This is a genomic window from Kluyvera georgiana (assembly GCF_050990895.1).
Classification (GTDB): Bacteria; Pseudomonadota; Gammaproteobacteria; order Enterobacterales; family Enterobacteriaceae; genus Kluyvera; species Kluyvera georgiana.
Genome location: NZ_CP158865.1, coordinates 2,774,092 through 2,792,037, shown reverse-complemented (window position 1 = coordinate 2,792,037; position 17,946 = coordinate 2,774,092). Strand labels below are relative to the sequence as shown.

18 protein-coding genes and 1 pseudogene are annotated in these 17,946 nt (G+C 57.3%); 5 read left to right on the top strand and 14 right to left on the bottom strand.

The genetic code is table 11. From position 1 onward, the window contains the following. Nucleotides 1-29: 29 nt before the first annotated feature. Nucleotides 30-620 (bottom strand): GTP cyclohydrolase II, encoded by a 591-nt coding sequence (gene ribA / locus ABTW00_RS13270; protein ID WP_035896308.1) that lies wholly within the window; start codon nt 618-620, stop codon nt 30-32. Between the two features lie 166 nt (nt 621-786). On the opposite strand from ribA, the gene pgpB reads away from it, so the two are divergent. The 5 genes from pgpB to yciH all read left to right on the top strand — a co-directional run bounded on the left by pgpB (nt 787) and on the right by yciH (nt 4,377). Continuing rightward, nucleotides 787-1,518, top strand: coding sequence for a phosphatidylglycerophosphatase B (gene pgpB / locus ABTW00_RS13265; protein ID WP_065357937.1), 732 nt, complete (start codon nt 787-789; stop codon nt 1,516-1,518). A 163-nt stretch (nt 1,519-1,681) separates the two neighbouring features. Then, complete coding sequence (locus ABTW00_RS13260; protein ID WP_065357938.1) at nt 1,682-1,990, top strand: LapA family protein; 309 nt, start codon at nt 1,682-1,684, stop codon at nt 1,988-1,990. Between the two features lie 6 nt (nt 1,991-1,996). After that, complete coding sequence (gene lapB / locus ABTW00_RS13255) at nt 1,997-3,166, top strand: lipopolysaccharide assembly protein LapB (RefSeq protein ID WP_064545998.1); 1,170 nt, start codon at nt 1,997-1,999, stop codon at nt 3,164-3,166. A 150-nt stretch (nt 3,167-3,316) separates the two neighbouring features. Next, on the top strand, nt 3,317-4,051 hold the full coding sequence (gene pyrF, locus ABTW00_RS13250; RefSeq protein ID WP_064545996.1) for an orotidine-5'-phosphate decarboxylase: 735 nt from the start codon (nt 3,317-3,319) through the stop codon (nt 4,049-4,051). Further along, complete coding sequence (yciH, locus tag ABTW00_RS13245) at nt 4,051-4,377, top strand: stress response translation initiation inhibitor YciH (RefSeq protein WP_064545994.1); 327 nt, start codon at nt 4,051-4,053, stop codon at nt 4,375-4,377. Before pyrF ends, yciH begins: the two co-directional genes overlap by 1 nt. An 83-nt stretch (nt 4,378-4,460) precedes the next feature. On the opposite strand, the gene osmB is transcribed toward yciH, so the two are convergent. From osmB to sapA, 13 genes and pseudogenes are all read right to left on the bottom strand, one after another. Continuing rightward, the gene (osmB, locus tag ABTW00_RS13240) at nt 4,461-4,679 is read right to left on the bottom strand and encodes an osmotically-inducible lipoprotein OsmB (RefSeq protein WP_064545993.1); all 219 of its coding nucleotides are present in this window, start codon (nt 4,677-4,679) and stop codon (nt 4,461-4,463) included. Between the two features lie 275 nt (nt 4,680-4,954). Beyond that, the gene (locus ABTW00_RS13235) at nt 4,955-5,704 is read right to left on the bottom strand and encodes a DNA-binding transcriptional regulator YciT (protein ID WP_271446795.1); all 750 of its coding nucleotides are present in this window, start codon (nt 5,702-5,704) and stop codon (nt 4,955-4,957) included. A 72-nt stretch (nt 5,705-5,776) separates the two neighbouring features. After that, nucleotides 5,777-5,959 (bottom strand): YciZ family protein, encoded by a 183-nt coding sequence (locus ABTW00_RS13230; protein ID WP_064545989.1) that lies wholly within the window; start codon nt 5,957-5,959, stop codon nt 5,777-5,779. 81 nt (nt 5,960-6,040) lie between these two features. Continuing rightward, nucleotides 6,041-8,026: a cyclic di-GMP phosphodiesterase gene (gene pdeR / locus ABTW00_RS13225; protein WP_433635984.1), complete on the bottom strand. Its 1,986-nt coding sequence runs from the start codon at nt 8,024-8,026 to the stop codon at nt 6,041-6,043. Between the two features lie 135 nt (nt 8,027-8,161). Then, entirely contained in the window at nt 8,162-10,096 is a 1,935-nt protein-coding gene (locus ABTW00_RS13220) for an exoribonuclease II (RefSeq protein ID WP_433635982.1), read from the bottom strand. Between the two features lie 80 nt (nt 10,097-10,176). Then, nucleotides 10,177-11,334, bottom strand: coding sequence for a CMD domain-containing protein (locus tag ABTW00_RS13215; RefSeq protein ID WP_433635979.1), 1,158 nt, complete (start codon nt 11,332-11,334; stop codon nt 10,177-10,179). A 252-nt stretch (nt 11,335-11,586) separates the two neighbouring features. Then, a pseudogene (locus tag ABTW00_RS13210) lies at nt 11,587-11,673 on the bottom strand (enoyl-[acyl-carrier-protein] reductase FabI); the annotation flags it as partial. A 123-nt stretch (nt 11,674-11,796) separates the two neighbouring features. Beyond that, nucleotides 11,797-12,582, bottom strand: a complete 786-nt coding sequence (gene fabI, locus ABTW00_RS13205) for an enoyl-ACP reductase FabI (protein ID WP_065357943.1) — start codon at nt 12,580-12,582, stop codon at nt 11,797-11,799. 37 nt (nt 12,583-12,619) lie between these two features. After that, nucleotides 12,620-13,426 carry a putrescine export ABC transporter ATP-binding protein SapF gene (gene sapF / locus ABTW00_RS13200; RefSeq protein WP_064545963.1) on the bottom strand — a complete coding sequence of 269 codons (807 nt, stop codon included), beginning with the start codon at nt 13,424-13,426 and terminating at the stop codon, nt 12,620-12,622. A gap of 1 nt (nt 13,427) precedes the next feature. Beyond that, a complete protein-coding gene (sapD, locus tag ABTW00_RS13195; RefSeq protein ID WP_064545961.1) occupies nt 13,428-14,420 on the bottom strand; it encodes a putrescine export ABC transporter ATP-binding protein SapD in 993 nt (330 codons plus the stop codon). After that, nucleotides 14,420-15,310: a putrescine export ABC transporter permease SapC gene (sapC, locus tag ABTW00_RS13190; protein WP_064545959.1), complete on the bottom strand. Its 891-nt coding sequence runs from the start codon at nt 15,308-15,310 to the stop codon at nt 14,420-14,422. Before sapC ends, sapD begins: the two co-directional genes overlap by 1 nt. Beyond that, the gene (sapB, locus tag ABTW00_RS13185) at nt 15,297-16,262 is read right to left on the bottom strand and encodes a putrescine export ABC transporter permease SapB (RefSeq protein ID WP_064545958.1); all 966 of its coding nucleotides are present in this window, start codon (nt 16,260-16,262) and stop codon (nt 15,297-15,299) included. Before sapB ends, sapC begins: the two co-directional genes overlap by 14 nt. Further along, nucleotides 16,259-17,908, bottom strand: coding sequence for an ABC transporter substrate-binding protein SapA (gene sapA, locus ABTW00_RS13180; RefSeq protein WP_064545956.1), 1,650 nt, complete (start codon nt 17,906-17,908; stop codon nt 16,259-16,261). Before sapA ends, sapB begins: the two co-directional genes overlap by 4 nt. Nucleotides 17,909-17,946: the final 38 nt, after the last annotated feature.

Here is a 17,946-nt window from a genome sequence, read left to right as displayed (position 1 = left end):
AAATACGCACAAGCGTGGCACCTGCGGCATTACTTACTGAGCAGGTGCCCCATTTTTGCCGCTTTGGTGTCGAGGTAGTGGGCATTTTTCGGGTTACGTCCGACGATCAGCGGCACGCGTTCCACAATATTGATGCCCGCTTCGGTCAGAATTTCGACTTTTTTCGGGTTGTTGGTCAGCAGACGCACCGCATCAACGCCCAGCAGTTTGAACATATCGGCACACAGGGTGAAGTCGCGTTCGTCGGCGGCAAAACCGAGCTGGTGGTTGGCCTCTACGGTATCGTAGCCCTGATCCTGCAGCGCGTAGGCGCGAATTTTGTTCAGCAAGCCGATGTTACGACCTTCCTGGCGATGATAAAGCAGAATCCCTCGGCCTTCTTCCGCAATGTGCGACAGTGCGGCCTCAAGCTGGAAACCACAATCACAGCGCAGGCTAAAAAGCGCGTCGCCGGTTAAACATTCCGAGTGTACCCGCGACAGCACCGGCGTTTGCCCGGTAATATCACCAAAAACCAGCGCGACGTGATCGTGCCCGGTTGCCAGTTCTTCAAAGCCCACCATAAGGAAATCGCCCCAGGGGGTTGGCAGTTTGGCTTCTGCCACACGTTTAAGCTGCATGTGATTCTCCAGATTATGTTAGCGCCAGCGACGCCTTCTGTTTTCCTTATTTTGCCACAACGTGCTTTACTTCACCTAATCGTGCGCGGGTGACCGCCGGGAAAGCGCACAAAATTGAACATTTTTGAGGTTTCGCGCGGTAACCTCATTGAAAAAAGGAAGAAAAATGCTGACCATCGCCCGACGAACGCTTATCGGAGCCATCTTACTTTTACTCATGCCGTTGACGGTCTGGATCTCCGGCTGGCAATGGCTACCGGGGCCCGGCGGCTGGTGGTTGCAGGCGCTGTACGCGGTGACGGAAACGGTCACCCAACCGTGGGGGATTATCACCCATCTTCTGCTGTGCGCGCTGTTTGTCTGGTTGCTACGGCCGCGTCTTCGCGGGGCAATCATACTGGCGATCGTTCTCAGCGCGGCGGTACTTCTGGGGCAGGGCGCAAAATCGTTGGTGAAAGGGGTCGTACAAGAGCCGAGGCCGTTTGTTATCTGGCTGGAAAAAACGCAGCAGATCCCGGTCGAGCAGTTCTACACTTTAAAGCGAGGTGAACGCTCGGCGCTGGTCAAGGAGCAGTTGGCACAACAGCATGATATCCCGGGGTTTTTACGCCATCACTGGCAAAAAGAGACCGGCTTTGCCTTTCCGTCAGGGCACACCATGTTTGCCGCGACCTGGGCACTGCTGGCGGTTGGGCTGCTGTGGTCGCGTCGCCGGGCGTGCGCCGTCGTCGTGCTCATGGCCTGGGCGGTAACGGTGATGGGCAGCCGCCTGCTGCTTGGGATGCACTGGCCGCTGGACCTGATGATGGCGACGGTTATGTCGTGGCTGCTGGCGACAATCGCAGGCTGGCTGGCGGTGAGATACTGCGGGCCGTGGAAAAAAGAGACAGAAAAATAGGGCGCGATAGGACGAAAAGGGGAAAAGGGTTGATTTCCAGCATGCTAACCCACAGATCTAAGGCCTGCGGAACGCTTTTCCATTTCGTCGTCGCGGTGAAGATGTTATTTTATAAGGCTAGGTGCTGTGTCGACACTGTAGAAGCCGCATAACGGGAAGTAATGTGAAATACCTACTCATTTTCTTATTGGTGTTAGCGATTTTCGTCATCTCAGTGACGCTGGGTGCGCAAAACGATCAGCTTGTGACCTTCAACTATTTGTTGGCGCAGGGTGAGTTCAGAATTTCAACGCTGTTGGCGGTGCTGTTTGCCGTTGGCTTCGCGATTGGCTGGCTGGTCTGCGGCCTGTTCTGGCTGCGCGTGCGCGTTTCACTGCTGCGTGCCGAACGTAAAATTAAACGCCTGGAACATCAACTTGCCCCTGAGACGGCGACTACGGTAGCGCCGGCAGTTCCGGCGGCGAAGGAATAATCATCTATGCTGGAGTTGTTGTTTCTGCTTTTGCCCGTCGCCGCCGCTTATGGCTGGTATATGGGCCGCAGAAGTGCGCAACAGTCCAAACAGGACGAAGCGAGCCGCTTGTCGCGTGATTACGTGGCAGGGGTGAACTTTCTTTTAAGCAACCAGCAGGATAAAGCGGTTGACCTGTTCCTCGATATGCTCAAAGAGGATACCGGCACCGTGGAAGCGCACCTGACCCTGGGGAACCTGTTCCGCTCGCGCGGTGAGGTTGACCGGGCTATCCGCATTCACCAGACGCTGATGGAAAGCGCCTCTCTTACGTACGATCAGCGTTTGTTGGCGGTACAACAGCTTGGCCGCGACTATATGGCCGCCGGGCTGTACGATCGTGCTGAAGATATGTTCAACCAGCTGGTTGACGAAACCGATTTCCGCATCAGCGCGCTTCAGCAGCTCCTGCAAATCTATCAGGCCACCAGCGACTGGCAGAAGGCGATTGATACCGCCGAGCGTCTGGTGAAGCTGGGTAAAGATAAACACCGTGGTGATATCGCGCATTTTTGGTGCGAACTGGCGCTCCAGCAGATGGGTAACGACGAGCTGGATAAAGCCATGTCGCTACTCAAACGCGGCGCGGCGGCGGATCCTTCCAGCGCGCGTGTGTCCATTATGATGGGGCGCGCATGGATGGCGAAGGGTGACTACGCCAAAGCGATGGACAGCCTGCTGCGAGTGATTGATCAGGATAAAGAGCTGGTCAGCGAAACGCTGGAAATGCTGCAAACCTGCTATCAGCAGCTTGGCAAGGACAAGGAGTGGGAACACTTCCTCCAACGCTGTGTGGAAGAGAATACCGGTGCGACGGCAGAACTGATGCTGGCGCAGGTGGTTGAGCAGAGCAAAGGCGGCGACGCGGCGCAAACCTACGTCACCCGCCAGCTCCAGCGTCATCCCACGATGCGCGTTTTCCACAAGTTGATGGACTACCATCTCAATGAAGCGGAAGAAGGGCGCGCGAAAGAGAGCCTGATGGTGCTGCGCGATATGGTCGGCGAACAGGTACGCAGCAAACCGCGTTATCGCTGTCAAAAGTGCGGTTTCACGGCCTATACGCTGTACTGGCACTGCCCGTCATGCAGAGCGTGGTCGACCATTAAGCCGATTCGCGGCCTTGATGGTCAGTAATTTCTAAAAAACGATCCCCTTAGTTACAACATACTTTAATTTCCCCAACCGTGACCGCCTCTGCCATTGTGCCTGCTGGGTCACGCAGGTAGAATGCTGCCCGTTTACCTTTTCTGCACCGCGCGTGCCCATCAACAAGAAGGTCCAGTCATGTCCGTTGCTTCATCTTCTTCTCGTGTTACCACATCTTCTCCCGTTGTTGTCGCCCTCGACTATGATAATCGTGATAAGGCGTTGGCCTTCGTTGACCGTATCGACCCGCGCGATTGCCGCCTGAAAGTCGGTAAAGAGATGTTTACGCTGTTTGGCCCGCAGCTGGTGCGTGATTTACAGCAGCGTGGCTTCGATATCTTCCTGGACCTGAAATTCCACGATATTCCAAACACCACGGCGCATGCGGTAGCGGCGGCGGCCGATCTCGGCGTGTGGATGGTAAACGTGCATGCCTCCGGCGGCGCGCGAATGATGACCGCCGCGCGTGAAGCGCTGCTACCGTTTGGTAACGATGCGCCTCTGCTGATTGCGGTTACCGTGCTGACCAGCATGGAGTCCAGCGACCTACAGGATTTGGGTATTACCTTAACCCCGGCGGACTACGCGGCGAAGCTGGCGACATTGACCAAAAACTGCGGCCTGGATGGCGTCGTTTGCTCAGCACAGGAAGCCGTTCGCTTCAAGCAGGAGCTGGGCCAGGCATTCAAACTGGTGACGCCGGGGATTCGTCCGGCCGGCAGCGCGGCGGGCGATCAGCGTCGCATTATGACCCCGGAACAGGCGCTGGCGGCGGGCGTTGACTATATGGTTATTGGTCGTCCTGTCACCCAGTCTGCTGACCCGGCGCAGACGCTGCGCGACATTAACGCATCATTAAATCTGGAGGCATGATGAGCGATGCTAACAGCCGTCTGGTCTATTCCACGGAAACCGGGCGTATTGACGAACCTAAAGCCGTTGCCGAGCGCCCCAGGGGGGACGGCATCGTACGCATTCAACGTCAAACCAGCGGGCGTAAAGGAAAGGGCGTATGCCTGATTACCGGGATTGACCTGGATGACGACGCGCTGGCGAAGCTGGCGGCCGAGCTGAAGAAAAAATGCGGCTGCGGCGGCGCGCTGAAAGATGGCGTGATTGAAATTCAGGGCGACAAACGCGACCTGCTGAAAACGCTGCTGGAAGCCAAAGGTATGAAGGTGAAGTTGGCGGGCGGTTAAAGCGTCCTCTGGTCTGATTGCCAAACGACCAATAAAAAGGGCCCCGAGAATCCTCGGGGCCCTGATAATCTTGCTGAAATAGCTTATTTACCAACCTGGTGGCCGATGATCCCACCAACCGCCGCACCGCCCAGTGTACCCAGCGCGCTACCGTCGGTTAATACGGCGCCACCGATGGCACCTGCACCGGCGCCCAGCGCGGTGTTACGATCGCGTTTGGACCAGTTAGAACATGCGCTCAGCGACATGACCAGCGTTACTGCTACCATCGCGGCAGCCATTTTCTTGCTCATTGAAGTCATTTTATTTCTCCTGAATATTCTATTCACGGAAGAGCACCTTAAGTATAGCCATTGCCAGAGGTTTCTCCTGTGAAGCTTGTTGCGCAGGTTGTAAATTTTATTGCTAAAAGTCACGTAAGTGATAGTTACTTCCTGTTATATCGCTAACATTAATTTTACGATTTTGTGATGTTGCTGACAGGTAAAAAGTCTTAATTCAGGGGTCGGAAAACTCTCATAGCGAGGCGGGAAGGGGAAGAGGAAACCCGATGTGGCTGCACACCGGGTTGAGTCAATCAGGGACGTGGCACAATATTCACAGTCAAACCGGCCTGCTCAAGCTGTAGCTGTTTTTCCGTTGCCAGATTATCGTCGGTAATTACCCGGCTGAACTGGTTCATCGGCCCCAGTGCATACGGATGAATGGCGCCGAATTTCGAACTGTCGCTCAGGACAATGGCTTCGCTGCCTTTCTCCAGTACCGCGTTGACGATATCAGCGCGCATCATGTCACGACCGGTAAACCCGGTTTCCGGTTGCCAGCCATCAATACCGATAAAGGCTTTGCTGAAATGTACCTGCTGAATGTACTGACGCGTCAGCGGGCCAACCATGCTTTCACTTTTCTTCTGATAGATACCGCCCAGCAGAATCACTTCTCCCGGCGTCTCTTTCAACAGATGGGCGATATAGCTGCTGACGGTAATAATGGTGATGTCCGGCTGTGTCGCCAGCGCGCGCGCCAGCAGAGCATTGCTGCTGCCGTTTTCGATAAACACGGTTTCGCCCGGGTGCACCAGAGAAGCGGCAAACTCGGCCAGCTCGCGCTTGAGAGCGAAATTGTTCATCATGCGCGTTTCAACGTCTTCGCTATCCAGCGGGACCGCGTAACCATGAGTACGTCGCAAATAGCTCTGTTTCTCCAGCAGATTCAGATCCTGACGAATCGTCACTTCCGAAACGCCGGTCATTTTTGCCAGGTCGGCAACGCTCATGCGGCCTTTATCGATGACCAGTTGTAAAATTGTTTGCTGTCGGGAATTCATAATAAATCGATCAATTTCTCTACGCGAAGGCGGCTGTCAGGCTCAGTGCCGCCGTCCGCTGGGCAAAGGACGTCAGATTTCCCACGGGGATTTAGGCTGACCTGTTCTGCTGTCGCGTTCGTCTGCGGCGTGGGCCAGCAGTTCCGCTTTTAATATTTCCAGATTGTTGATGGCGGAGTGGGTGTCACCGCCGACCAGAATATCCAATACGGTATCAATACGTTGGGCTACCTGACGCGCATCGAGCTCGGACATGGTGGGATCCTGTTGATAAATTCGATTGAAATCAATGATGCAAAATTTACAGACAAAAGAGAAGTGAAAAAAAGGCTTACCTTATAACCCCCGACGCGCTTCCAGCCAGCGTTCCAGTTCGGCGATGGGCATCGGTCGAGCAAAATAGTAGCCCTGCCGCTCGTCAACGCCATTTTGCAATAAGAAAGCGTCGTCGTCAGCATCCTCCACCCCTTCGGCAATAATGCGCAGATTGAGCGCGCGGGCGACGGCGATAATCGCCAGCGCCAGTGACTGCGAAACCGACGGTTTGTGCACGTGATGCACAAAGCTATGGTCCAGCTTGATGGTATCGATGGGAAAACGCGCCAGCTGTGACAGCGATGAGTAGCCGGTGCCGAAGTCGTCGAGGTGAATCTGTGCGCCGAGGGAGCGAAATTGCTGAATGACCTCGAGGGCCTGGTCGGCATTATCAATCAGGCAGCTTTCGGTCAGCTCAATATCAATCGGGCATTCATCAAAGTGCTGCGCCTTCAGCGCCTGTTTAAGGTCGCTGAAAATGGATTGGTCGACCAATTGGCGCGCCGAAACGTTGACCGCGACGCGCAAATGAATACCGCGGTCGCGCCATCGCGCCAGCTGACGAATGGCTTCGAGCATTACCCAGCGTCCCAGCGGCACAATCAGTCCGGACTCTTCTGCGTAGGAGATAAAGTCGAGCGGCGGGATTAACCCACGCTCCGGTGAATTCCAGCGTACCAGCGCTTCCAGACTCAGGATCTCACCATTTAGCGCCACTTTGGGCTGATAATGGATGACCAACTGATCGCTTTGCAGCGCTTTGCGCAGGTTAGTATCCAGCCACAGGTATTCGAACACCCGTTGATTCATTTCGGGGGAAAAGACGCTAAACCGTCCACGGCCTTTTTCTTTCGCGGTATACATCGCGGTGTCGGCATTGCGTATCAGGCTCTCACGGTCTTCGCCGTGCCGCGGCGCGAGTGAAATGCCGAGTGAACAGCCGCTGTAGACCTCAATCAGGCCGATACGGAACGGGTCGCGAAGGCGGGTTAGCACCCGCGATGCCATCGCTTCCAGCGCACTCTGCGAGGTATTTACCGCCAGGACAATAAACTCGTCACCGCCAAGCCGTGCCAGCGTCTGCCCGTCTTCCAGGCAGCTTAAAATCGACAGCGCGACCGACTGCAAAAGCTGATCGCCAAATACGTGGCCGTAGGCGTCATTCACCTTCTTGAAGTTATCGAGGTCGAAATAGACGAGGCCAATCTGATTATCACCCTGGCGATTGTCTAACGCGCGACCAATCAGCTCATTGATAGCATGTCGGTTTGGCAGGCCGGTAATGGTGTCCGTATTGGCCAGCATCCGCAGGCGTTCCTGGGCTTTGCGTTCCTCAGTAATATCGGTTCCGGAGCAGATGAGATAGATCTCATTCTTGCCGCTACCGCTGTGCACAAAGCGGTTGCGAAATAAAAACAGGCGCGAGCCTTTACGCGTTTTGATCCAGCGCTCCACTTCATATGGTCCGCCGTTGGTAAAAAATCGACTGACGTTCTCCCGTGCTGCCGCGGCTTCCGGTGCAGACATAAACAGCTCGAACGCGGTTTTACCAATGACATCCTGCTCTTTGAGACCGGTATACTCTTCGCACAGGCGGTTGAAACGCTGAATTTTGCCTTCTCTATCGAGAATGACGATCACGGCGTTGGCTTCTGATACCACCTGTTCTGCAAATAGCAAGCCTTGTAACAGATCGCGGGCGACGGAAGAGGTGTCAAACCAGGAGGAGGCGGTACCGGCCCATTCGGTGCTGCTAACCTTGCGGCCAATTAAATGAATAGGGACGTCGTAGCCGTTAAGCTGAATATTCAGGGCGATACTGGAGGTAGTGACGCTCATGGCTCGAATGCGGCTGGCGTTTTCTTCACTTAACGGGACGGCAACGTCGGCATTCGCATCGGGGTCCGACCCTAAAAGCAGCGTCGACTCGGCACGCGATAAACGCCAGTAGAGGCTGGTTTCGCTGGAGTTTGGGTCGAGCAGATTTTGTGCCAGAGACTTGACCATACCTTCCTCTCATCCCTCTGCGTTCGGATGCCATGATATTCAGTGTGAATGCTTTTTGGCTTTTTCGCCGAGAAAAAAGATCGTCGGTGGGCGGTAGATAAAAAAACGGCCCCTGAAGGGGCCGTTTGGCGCAGATTACGCGGCCGGGCGGGCAATCACGCTGCGTGTCTCCATACGGACTTCCGCGATGGTGACATCAATGACATCGGTGACCTTATAGGCCACTTCACCTTTGATCTGCACGGTGCCGCTTTCCTGGCTGCAGACCAGCTCGTCGCGCACAGCATGCAGGAACGGAGCCGGAATAAAGGCGACCGCGCCGTTATCGACCAGGCGCACGCGCATACCGCCGCGGCTGATGTCGATAATCTCAGCGGCAAAGCGAGTCTCTTTACCTGCCATCGGGCTAAGGTAACGGGCATACAGCCAGTCTGCGACGTCGCGTTCTGCCATGCGGTTCAGGCGACGGCGCTCGGCCATCTGTACGGTCACATCATCCTGCGGTCGTGAGGCGCTTTCACCTTTGATCACCGCCTTCAGCAGGCGATGGTTAATCATATCGCCATACTTACGGATCGGCGAGGTCCAGGTGGCGTAGGCCTCAAGGCCTAAACCAAAGTGCGGACCCGGTTCGGTGCTGATTTCAGCGAATGACTGGAAGCGACGAATACGGCTGTCGAGGAAGCCAGATGGCTGCGCGTCCAGCTCGCGGCGTAGCTTGCAGAAGCCTGCCAGCGTCAGCACTTCCTGCGGATCGACGTGCACATCATGCGTTTTCAGCAGGGCCGCCAACGCTTCGGTGTTATCCGGTGCGAACCCGGTGTGGACGTTATAAACGCCGAAACCGAGTTTGTCGCGCAGCACGCGAGCAGCGCAGATGTTCGCCGCAATCATGGACTCTTCAACGATGCGGTTGGCAATGCGGCGCGGCTCGGCGACGATATCCAGCACTTCGCCTTTCTCCCCCAGCACGAAACGGTAGTCCGGGCGGTCTTTAAACACCAGCGCATGGGTTTTACGCCATTCGCTACGTGCCTGGCATACGCGCTGCAGCAGGGTAATCTGGCGTGCAATGGCTTCGTTCTGCGGCTGCCAGCTACCGGTGTTCTCCAGCCAGTTGGACACGTCGTCGTACACCAGTTTGGCTTTTGACTCGATATTGGCGGCAAAGAATTCAATGTTGTCTTCGATGGTGCCATCGGTGGCCAGCGTCATGCGACAGGCAAGCACCGGGCGCACCACGTCAGCGCGCAGCGAACACAGATCGTCAGACAGTTCGCGCGGCAGCATTGGAATATTGAAGCCCGGCAAATAGTTGGTAAACGCGCGAATTTTTGCCGCGTTGTCCAGCTTGCTGCCTTCCACAATCCAGGCGGTAGGATCGGCGATGGCGACGGTCAGCAGCAGTTTGCCATCGGCGGCTTCTTCCACGAACAACGCATCGTCCATATCTTCAGTGCTGGCGCTGTCGATGGTGACAAAGTCCAGCGCGGTGAGATCGCGACGCTCAAGCCCTTCGTCCTGCATCTCGGTGGCGACGCCGTTCGGCGCTTCTTTTTCCAGGTTGTGACGGGCGAGGGTGACCCACCATGGCACAAAGTGGTCGTCACCAAAGGTGATGAATTGGGTCAGTTCGGCATAGAAGCTGCGGTCGCCTTTCAGCGGATGACGGCGCATTTCAGCAACGGCCCAGTCACCCTCTTTAAAGTCGTGAGTTACGCCACGTTCGGCGCGGCAAGGAATGGCGTCTTTCAACAGCGGATGGTCAGGCACGATAGACAGACGATCGTCCTTACGATGCACCTTACCCACAAAGCGGGTCAGGAACGGCTCGACCAGTTCTTCCGGCTCAGCACTCTCTTTTTCGCGTTCAGAGTGGATCACCGCAATAATACGGTCGCCGTGCATCACTTTTTTCATCTGCGGCGGCGGAATAAAGTAGCTTTTCTGTGCATCGACTTCGAGGAAACCGAAACCTTTTTCCGTGGCTTTGACGACCCCTTCCGCGCGGGGCGTTTGGGAATGGAGTTGCTGTTTTAGCTGCGCAAGCAGCGGGTTGTCCTGAAGCATATTGTTCTATTTTCGTGGCCAAAAGAGCGGCTGTCATTTTTACGCGAATCTATAGGACGCAGCAAGCGCTGTTTCACCTTTTACGTAACTTGTTGTGCGTCGCCAAGCGCGATGTGCAGGCGATTTAACCAGCCGCTCAATGCGCTCCAGGTTAGCAGGGTGATGGCGTCCGGCGTCGATAGCCCATGCTCGATAAGCGGGTTCAACTGCGCGGCGCTAAAACGGTCCGGCGCGCGGGTCAGCAGCTGTGTGGCCTGGGCGAGCGCCCGTTCGCTCGGGAAATTATGGCTCCAGGCCAGAATGGCTCGCTCGCCGTTGCGTACCGCTTCGGGCAGGCCGCTGGCGCCTTGCCATAATCCGCTGTTGTAGTTGAAACAGCTCACGCTGCCGTTTATGCGTGCGGGAATGAGCGCCGACAGCGGCAGCAGCGGATGGGTAAACGTCAAAGCCTCAAGCAGTTCGCCGAATCCCACCAGCAGTGTCTCCTCATGAGCCAGCACCGGGGACAGCGCGTGCAGTTCTGGCAGATTTTGCCAGCGCGAGAGCGCTTCCCCCTGCGGCGTGTTGGCCTGGTGGGCTTCGATGACCGCCAGATCGGTATGCCACAGCGTGCTTTCACTATTGAAGCGGTCGGCGTCTGAATCCTCCTGCACCGGCATGCCGGGGATCCAGCGCACCGGAAAGCCCAGGTGCGCCTGGAAGAGGGCAACCACGCGGGCCTGGAAGCCGACAAAACCCACAATCTGATTAATCAGGATGATGTCGTGCAGCGTGAGCCCTACATCGTCCAGCTGCTGGCGTGAGCGCGGGGTGATGATGGACGGCGAGCTGGCAAGCTGGCGGGCGTATTGCGTAATTTGTGCCAGCCGACGGTTACTTTCTCGCGATGAGTCTGGCCCCTGCAGCGGCGCCAGACGTGCGGCATAGTGATTACACAGCCGCTGAACGCCGGAAACCTGCGCCACGGTCAGGGCGGTACTCAGTCGGTCATAGTCGCTGAACGTACGCAGACGGTTCACCGGGACGGTGTCCGGGAACAGTAAATTAGCCAGCTTACGGGCAGCGTCCAGCCAGCGCAGATTGGCATTAAGCAGCGCATCGGGCAGGGTGAGGTCCAGTAAAAAACGGTCGTCAACGTGCGCGGCTTCGGGAACCAGCGGCATCACGTCGCTGTGTTGGGTTCTCGACTGGGTTTCATGATACCAGTGATTTTTGCCGGAAACGCGGCGTGGCTCCATGGGAGTTCCTTGATCTGAAGGTGGCGAGCCAGCAGCGTCGAAGGAGATGTTGCCGGATCGTTATGGATAAATATCCTGGCGCATGCGAGACGAGGGAGAAAATATTGTTCGGCGATAATTAATAACTGACTGGAATAACAAAGGCAGAGAGGGCCGTAGGCCGGATAAGGCGTTTACGCCGCCATCCGGCAATATGCGTCAAATTGCGCCAATTTGCCTGATGGCGCTGCGCTTATCAGGCTTACAGTCGGGCTACAGATCCAGCTCGTTCATGGCCGCAATGTTGAAGCCACCGTCAACGTGCAGCACTTCACCCGAGATACCGGCGGCCAGATTTGAAGAATAACAAAGGCGGGAGGGGGCTGTAGGCCGGATAAGGCGTTTACGCCGCCATCCGGCAATATGCGTCAATTTGCGCCGATTTGCCTGATGGCGCTGCGCTTATCAGGCCTACAGTTGGGGTTACAGATCCAGCTCGTTCATTGCCGCAATGTTGAAGCCACCGTCAACGTGCAGCACTTCACCCGAGATACCGGCGGCGAGATTTGAGCACAGGAAGGCTGCGGAGTTACCGACATCTTCAATGGTCACGGTGCGGCGAATCGGCGTGACCGCTTCGCAATGGGCGAGCATTTTTCGGAAATCCTTGATGCCGGAGGCGGCCAGGGTACGAATCGGGCCCGCTGAGATGGCGTTTACGCGAACGCCTTCCGGCCCCATGGCGTTAGCCATATAGCGGACGTTAGCTTCCAGCGACGCTTTCGCCAGGCCCATCACGTTGTAGTTGGGGATGGCGCGCTCTGCGCCGAGGTAAGAGAGCGTCAGCAGGGCAGCGCCTGGAGTCAGCATTCCACGGCAGGCTTTCGCCATCGCCACAAAGCTGTATGAACTGATGTCGTGGGCGATTTTAAAGCCTTCACGGGTGACGGCGTTGACGTAGTCGCCGTCGAGCTGATCGGCCGGAGCAAAGCCAATCGAGTGAACGAAACCATCGAACGTTGGCCATGCTTTTACCAGCTCGCTGAACAGCGCTTCAATGCTCGCGTCTTCTGCCACGTCGCACGGCAGCACAATGTCGGAGTCCAGCGAGGCGGCGAAATCTTCAACGCGGCCTTTCAGTTTGTCGTTCTGATACGTGAACGCCAGTTCGGCCCCTTCACGGTGCATCGCTTGGGCAATGCCGTAGGCGATGGACAGTTTGCTGGCGACGCCGGTAATCAGGATACGTTTGCCGGAAAGAAAACCCATAGCGTAATCATCCTTCTCTTGATGGTGGTAGCGGCGATTAGCGGTCTTTACGCCAGGCATCGGCGGTCAGCGCCTCGCCAAAGTGACCGGCAATCAGCCGTTTGGTTAAATCGTGCAGCGGGGAGGCCAGCACGTCGGCGGTGCTGCCGCGCTCGACCACTTCCCCCTGGTGCATCACCAGCACCTGGTCGCTGATGTGCTTCATCATGCCCAGATGCTGGGTCACATAGATGTACGAGATACCCTGTTTTTCCTGCAGTTCGAGCATCAGGTTTACCAACTGCGAACGCATTGACATATCGAGCGAGGCCAACGCTTCGTCGCAGATGATCACCTTCGGGCGCAAAATCAGCGCGCGCGCCAGACCCAGACGCTGTTTCTGCCCCGGTGCCAGCATGTGCGGATAGTAGCTGACGTGGTCCGGCAGCAGGCCGACCAGGCGCAAGGTATCGATAATCTGCTGACGTCGCGCCTCGGGTTCAAGGTCGGTGTTCAGACGCAGCGGGAAATCGAGAATCTGCGAAATACGCTGACGTGGGTTCAGCGAGGTGCTCGGATCCTGGAAAATCATGCGAATGCGCTGGCTGCGGAATGAGTAGTCGCCGAACTCCAGCGGATGATCGTCAATCAGCAGCTCGCCGGTGGTGGGCTCCACCATGCCGGCCAGCATTTTCGCCAGCGTCGACTTGCCAGAACCGTTCTCGCCGATGATTGCCAGCGTTTGCTTCTCGCGCAGGGTAAAGCTCAGCGGCTTCACCGCCTGTAGCGTCTGGCGATGGAACCAGCCGGTACGGTAGCGGAAGGTTTTGCTCAGGTTGCGAACTTCAAGCAGCGTTTCGACCATGTCACTCTTTCTCCATATTCAGCGGGAAATGACAGGCGAACAGGTGGTTCTTCGCTCCCGTCAGACGCGGGGTTTCAATACATTTGCGCTGCGCGTACGGGCAGCGCGGCCCCAGACGGCAGCCCATCGGCAGCTGTTCCAGCAGCGGAATCGCACCGGAAAGGGTATTCAGGCGACTTTTATGCGGCATTGAGCGACCAAAGTCCGGAATCGCGCGGATCAGCGCCTGGGTATACGGGTGGTGCGGGGTGGTCACCAGCTCTTCGCTTGGCGCGGTCTCTACCGTTTGCCCGCAGTACATCACGTTGATCTTATCCGCCCAGTGGGTCAGCATCTGCAAATCGTGAGAAATCAGCAGGATGGTGGTGTTGTTATTCTGGTTGAGGCCGGTTAACAGACGGAAGATCTGCGCCTGGGTGGTCGGTTCCATGGCGTTGGTCGGCTCATCGGCAATCAGCAGGCGCGGCTGGTTAGCCAGCGCGATGGCAATCATGACCTTCTGGCATTCGCCTTCCGTTAGCTCATACGGGAAGCTGCGCATCGCGTCTTTGTGATCTTTAATGCCGACGCGGTGCAGCAGTTCGATCGCGCGGCGTTTGCGCCAGCCAAAACGCTGCCACCAGTGGCCTTTGAAGGTCCAGCCGGGGATGTTCTGCATCAGCTGCAGGCCCACGCGTTCAGAGGGATCCAGACAGGACTGCGGCTCCTGGAAAATCATGGAGACGTTGTGGCCGACCAGTTTTCGCCGCTCGCGGTTGGACAGGCGCAGCAGGTCGATATCGTCAAAACGCATGCGGTCGGCGGTAACGCGCCAGTTATCTTTGGTGACGCCGCAAATGGCTTTGGCGATAAGGCTCTTGCCTGAACCGGATTCCCCCACCAGGCCGCGAATTTCGCCTTCGGCCAGCGTCATGCTGACGCGATCAACCGCCTTCACCCAGCCTTCGTTGGTGTTAAATTCGATGGTTAAGTTGCGAATATCAAGTAACGGCATTACTCCACCCCCGCGTTAATGGCGCGGCGAATACCGTCGCCCAGCAGGTTGACCAGCAGTACGCTGATCATAATCGCCGCGCCCGGCAGCATCACCGTCCACGGCGCCACGTAGATAAGCTCCAGCGCATCGCCGAGCATAGCGCCCCATTCCGGCGACGGCAGTTGCGCGCCAAGATCGAGGAAGCCCAGCGCGGCGATATCAAGGATCGCCATCGACAGCGCGCGGGTAATTTCGGTGACCAGCCCGGCGGCAATGTTCGGCAGAATGGCAAACCACAGAATATTCAGCGTAGTTGCCCCGTCGAGGCGGGCGGCAATCACGTAATCGCGTTCCAGTTCGTCGTGTACCATGCTGTAGATGGAACGCACCATGCGCGGCAGCAGGGCCAGCCAGACGGCAAACATCGCATGGCTGAGATGCGGCCCGGCAAAGGCGACGACGATAATCGCCAGCAGCAGCGATGGAATCGACAGTAAAGTGTCGAGAATATGGTTCAGCACCGCCGAACGCAGGCCACGGGTTGAACCCGCAAATGCGCCCAGCACCAGCCCGAAGGCGGTGGCGGCGAGTGTGACAACAAACGCGCCGCCGACGGTGGGCGCGGCGCCGCTAAGCAGACGGCTCAGCACATCACGGCCCAGATCGTCGGTACCGAGGAAGAAAGAGACTTCGCCATAGCGCGACCATGATGGCGGCAGAAGCTGATAGCCGAGGAACTGCTGGTCGATACCGTACGGCGCAAACCAGCCGCCCAGAATGCACACGACCGCCAGCCCGGCGCAACCGTACAGGCCGATCATCGCCGTGGTGTCGCCATAGAATTTGCGCCACACGGTGCGCAGCGCACCCGGCGGGCGTTTCTCGAGGTAGACGCTATCGTAAGGCATACCATTCCTTATGTTTCAACGGGTTAGCCATAGCACCCAAAATATCGGATATCACGTTCACAATGATCACCAGCGCGCCAATCACCATCACTCCGGCAGAGATTGCCGCATAGTCCTGCTGGCGAATGGCGTTAATCATCCAGCGCCCCAGTCCCGGCCAGCTAAAGACCATTTCGGTGATCATCGCCAGGGTCAGCATTGTGGAGAACTGTAGGCCCAGACGTGGGATCACCGGCGGCAGCGCGTTGTGCAGCACATGGCGACGCAGAATGGTCAGACGCGAAACGCCGCGCGTGGCCGCTGCTTTCACGTAGTTGGTGTCGTAGACCGCAATGGTGCTGATACGCATCAGGCGCACCACCTCAGTGGTGGGCGCTACGGCCAGCGTCAGTACCGGCAGCACCATATGGCGCACAGCGCTCATAATCATTTCATGCCGCCACGGCGAGTCGGAGAGCCAGGCATCAATCAGCGCGAAGCCGGTGACGCTTTTCACCTCATACAGCAGATCGAAACGCCCGGAAACCGGCAGCCAGCCGAGCGTCAGGGAGAAGAAGAGGGTCAGCAGCAGCGCCAGCCAGAAAATCGGAATCGAGAAGCCGAGCAGGGCGAAGAAGCTGATCACCTTGTCCTGCCATTTATTGCGGGTGATGCCCGCCAGCATGCCAACGGGAATGCCTATCAGCAGCGCAAAGCCAAACGCCAGAATGCACAGCTCCATGGTGGCCGGGAACACTTCGCGCAGCTGTTCGGAAATCGGCTGGCCGTTAATGCTCGACACCCCGAAATCCCAGTGCATGACGCCGTCAAACCAGAAGGCCCAGGCGTTCCACAGCGACGCGCCCTGCAACGGCGCGTGCGGCGTAAAATAGCTCAGGCTGAAGCCGACGAAGGTCAGGAAAAAGAGGGTAACCAGCAGCAATAACAGGCGACGAAGGGTGAAAATAATCATGGTTTTTGCACCTTCTCTTCTTTTTCCCGCGACACGCCAGCGAATGAGGTATTGCCAAACGGACTCAGCACCAGCCCTTTAATATCGTAACGATAGGCCTGCAGGCGTAACGAAGACGCCAGCGGCAGCACCGGCAGCTCGCGGGCCAGAATTTGCTGCGCTTCGTCGTAGGCGTCAATGCGCGAGGCCAGTTGCTGCGAGTCCAGCGCTTTGCGCAGCACATTATCAAACTCGCGGTTACACCAATGGGCGAAGTTGGTCTGCGAGGTAATGGCCGCGCAGCTCAGCAGCGGACGGAAGAAGCTGTCCGGATCGTTACTGTCCGTGGCCCAGCCGGAGAGCGTCAGGTCATGGTTCATGTCCATCAGCCGTGCTTCCTGGAAGCGGCCCTCTACCGGCACGATGATCACCTTCACCCCAATCTGCGCCATGTCCGCCTGAATGAGCTCGGCGGTTTTCAGCGGGCTCGGGTTCCACGCCTGAGAGCTGGTCGGCACCCACAGGCGCAGCGTCAGCTTATCCAGCCCCAGTGCCTGTAGACGTCGACGCGCCTCTTTCGGGTTGTATTCGGTAATTTTAGCTTCGTTATCGTAAGCCCAGGAAGCGCGAGGCAAAATTGAGGCCGCGGTTTCTGCGGTGCCGTAATAAATGGACTGCATCAAACGCTGATTATTAATCGCCAGCGACAGCGCGTGACGCACTTCTGGATTATTTAGCGGCGGTTTGTCGGTGTTGAAGGCCAGGTAGGCGATATTCATCCCCGGGCGCAGCGTCAGGCGCAGGCGCGGGTCGTCGCGCAAAATAGTGAGCTGGCTGGCGGCAGGCCAGGCCAGCACGTCGCATTCACCGGTCAGCAGCTTGGACAGCCTTCCGGTGCCCCCGGAACCCAAATCGACCACCACCTGCGGCATCAGCGGCGTGCCGCGCCAGAAGGCGGAGTGGCGCTGCAAGCGAATGTACTGCCCGGCGCGGTACTCGTCGAGCTGGAACGGCCCGGTCCCTACCGGCTGGCGGTCGAGCTGTTCCTGACGGTCCTGTTTCGTGAGCTGATTGGCGTATTCCGCCGACATCACCGACGCGTAGTGGGTCGCCAGATGCCAGAGGAATGAGGCATCGGGACGATTGAGGCGAAACTCTACCGTGTGGCTATCAAGTTTGCGCACGCTCTTCACGCTGTCGGCAAACTGCAGGCTGTCAAAATAGGGGAACGCGCCGCCGTTGACGTTATGCCACGGATGCTGGCGATCGAAGATGCGCTCGAAGGTAAACACCACGTCGTCGGCGTTCAGCGCGCGCGACGGCTTAAACCAGCGGGTGGTTTGAAACTGTACGTTAGGGCGCAGGTGGAAACGGTAGGTTGCGCCGTTATCCAGAACTTCCCAGCTTTCCGCCAGCTCGGGCACCAGACGATAGGTGTACGGGTCGACGTCCAGCAGACGGTCGTAGAGCTGGGCGGCGAGGGTGTCGACAATCAGCCCGCTACCGGCTTTTTGCGGGTTAAACGTGTTGACCTGTCCGCTGACGCAGTAGACAAAGCCGCTGTCGCGAATGTCGGCATGGGGTGGGGCGAGCGGCTGCGGCGCGGCCATCGCCTGGCTGCAGATTAACCCCAACGCTGCCAGGAAAGGTGACAAATTCAGGCGCATAGTTTCATTGTTTTTTCGATTGATCTGCAAAGTGTATC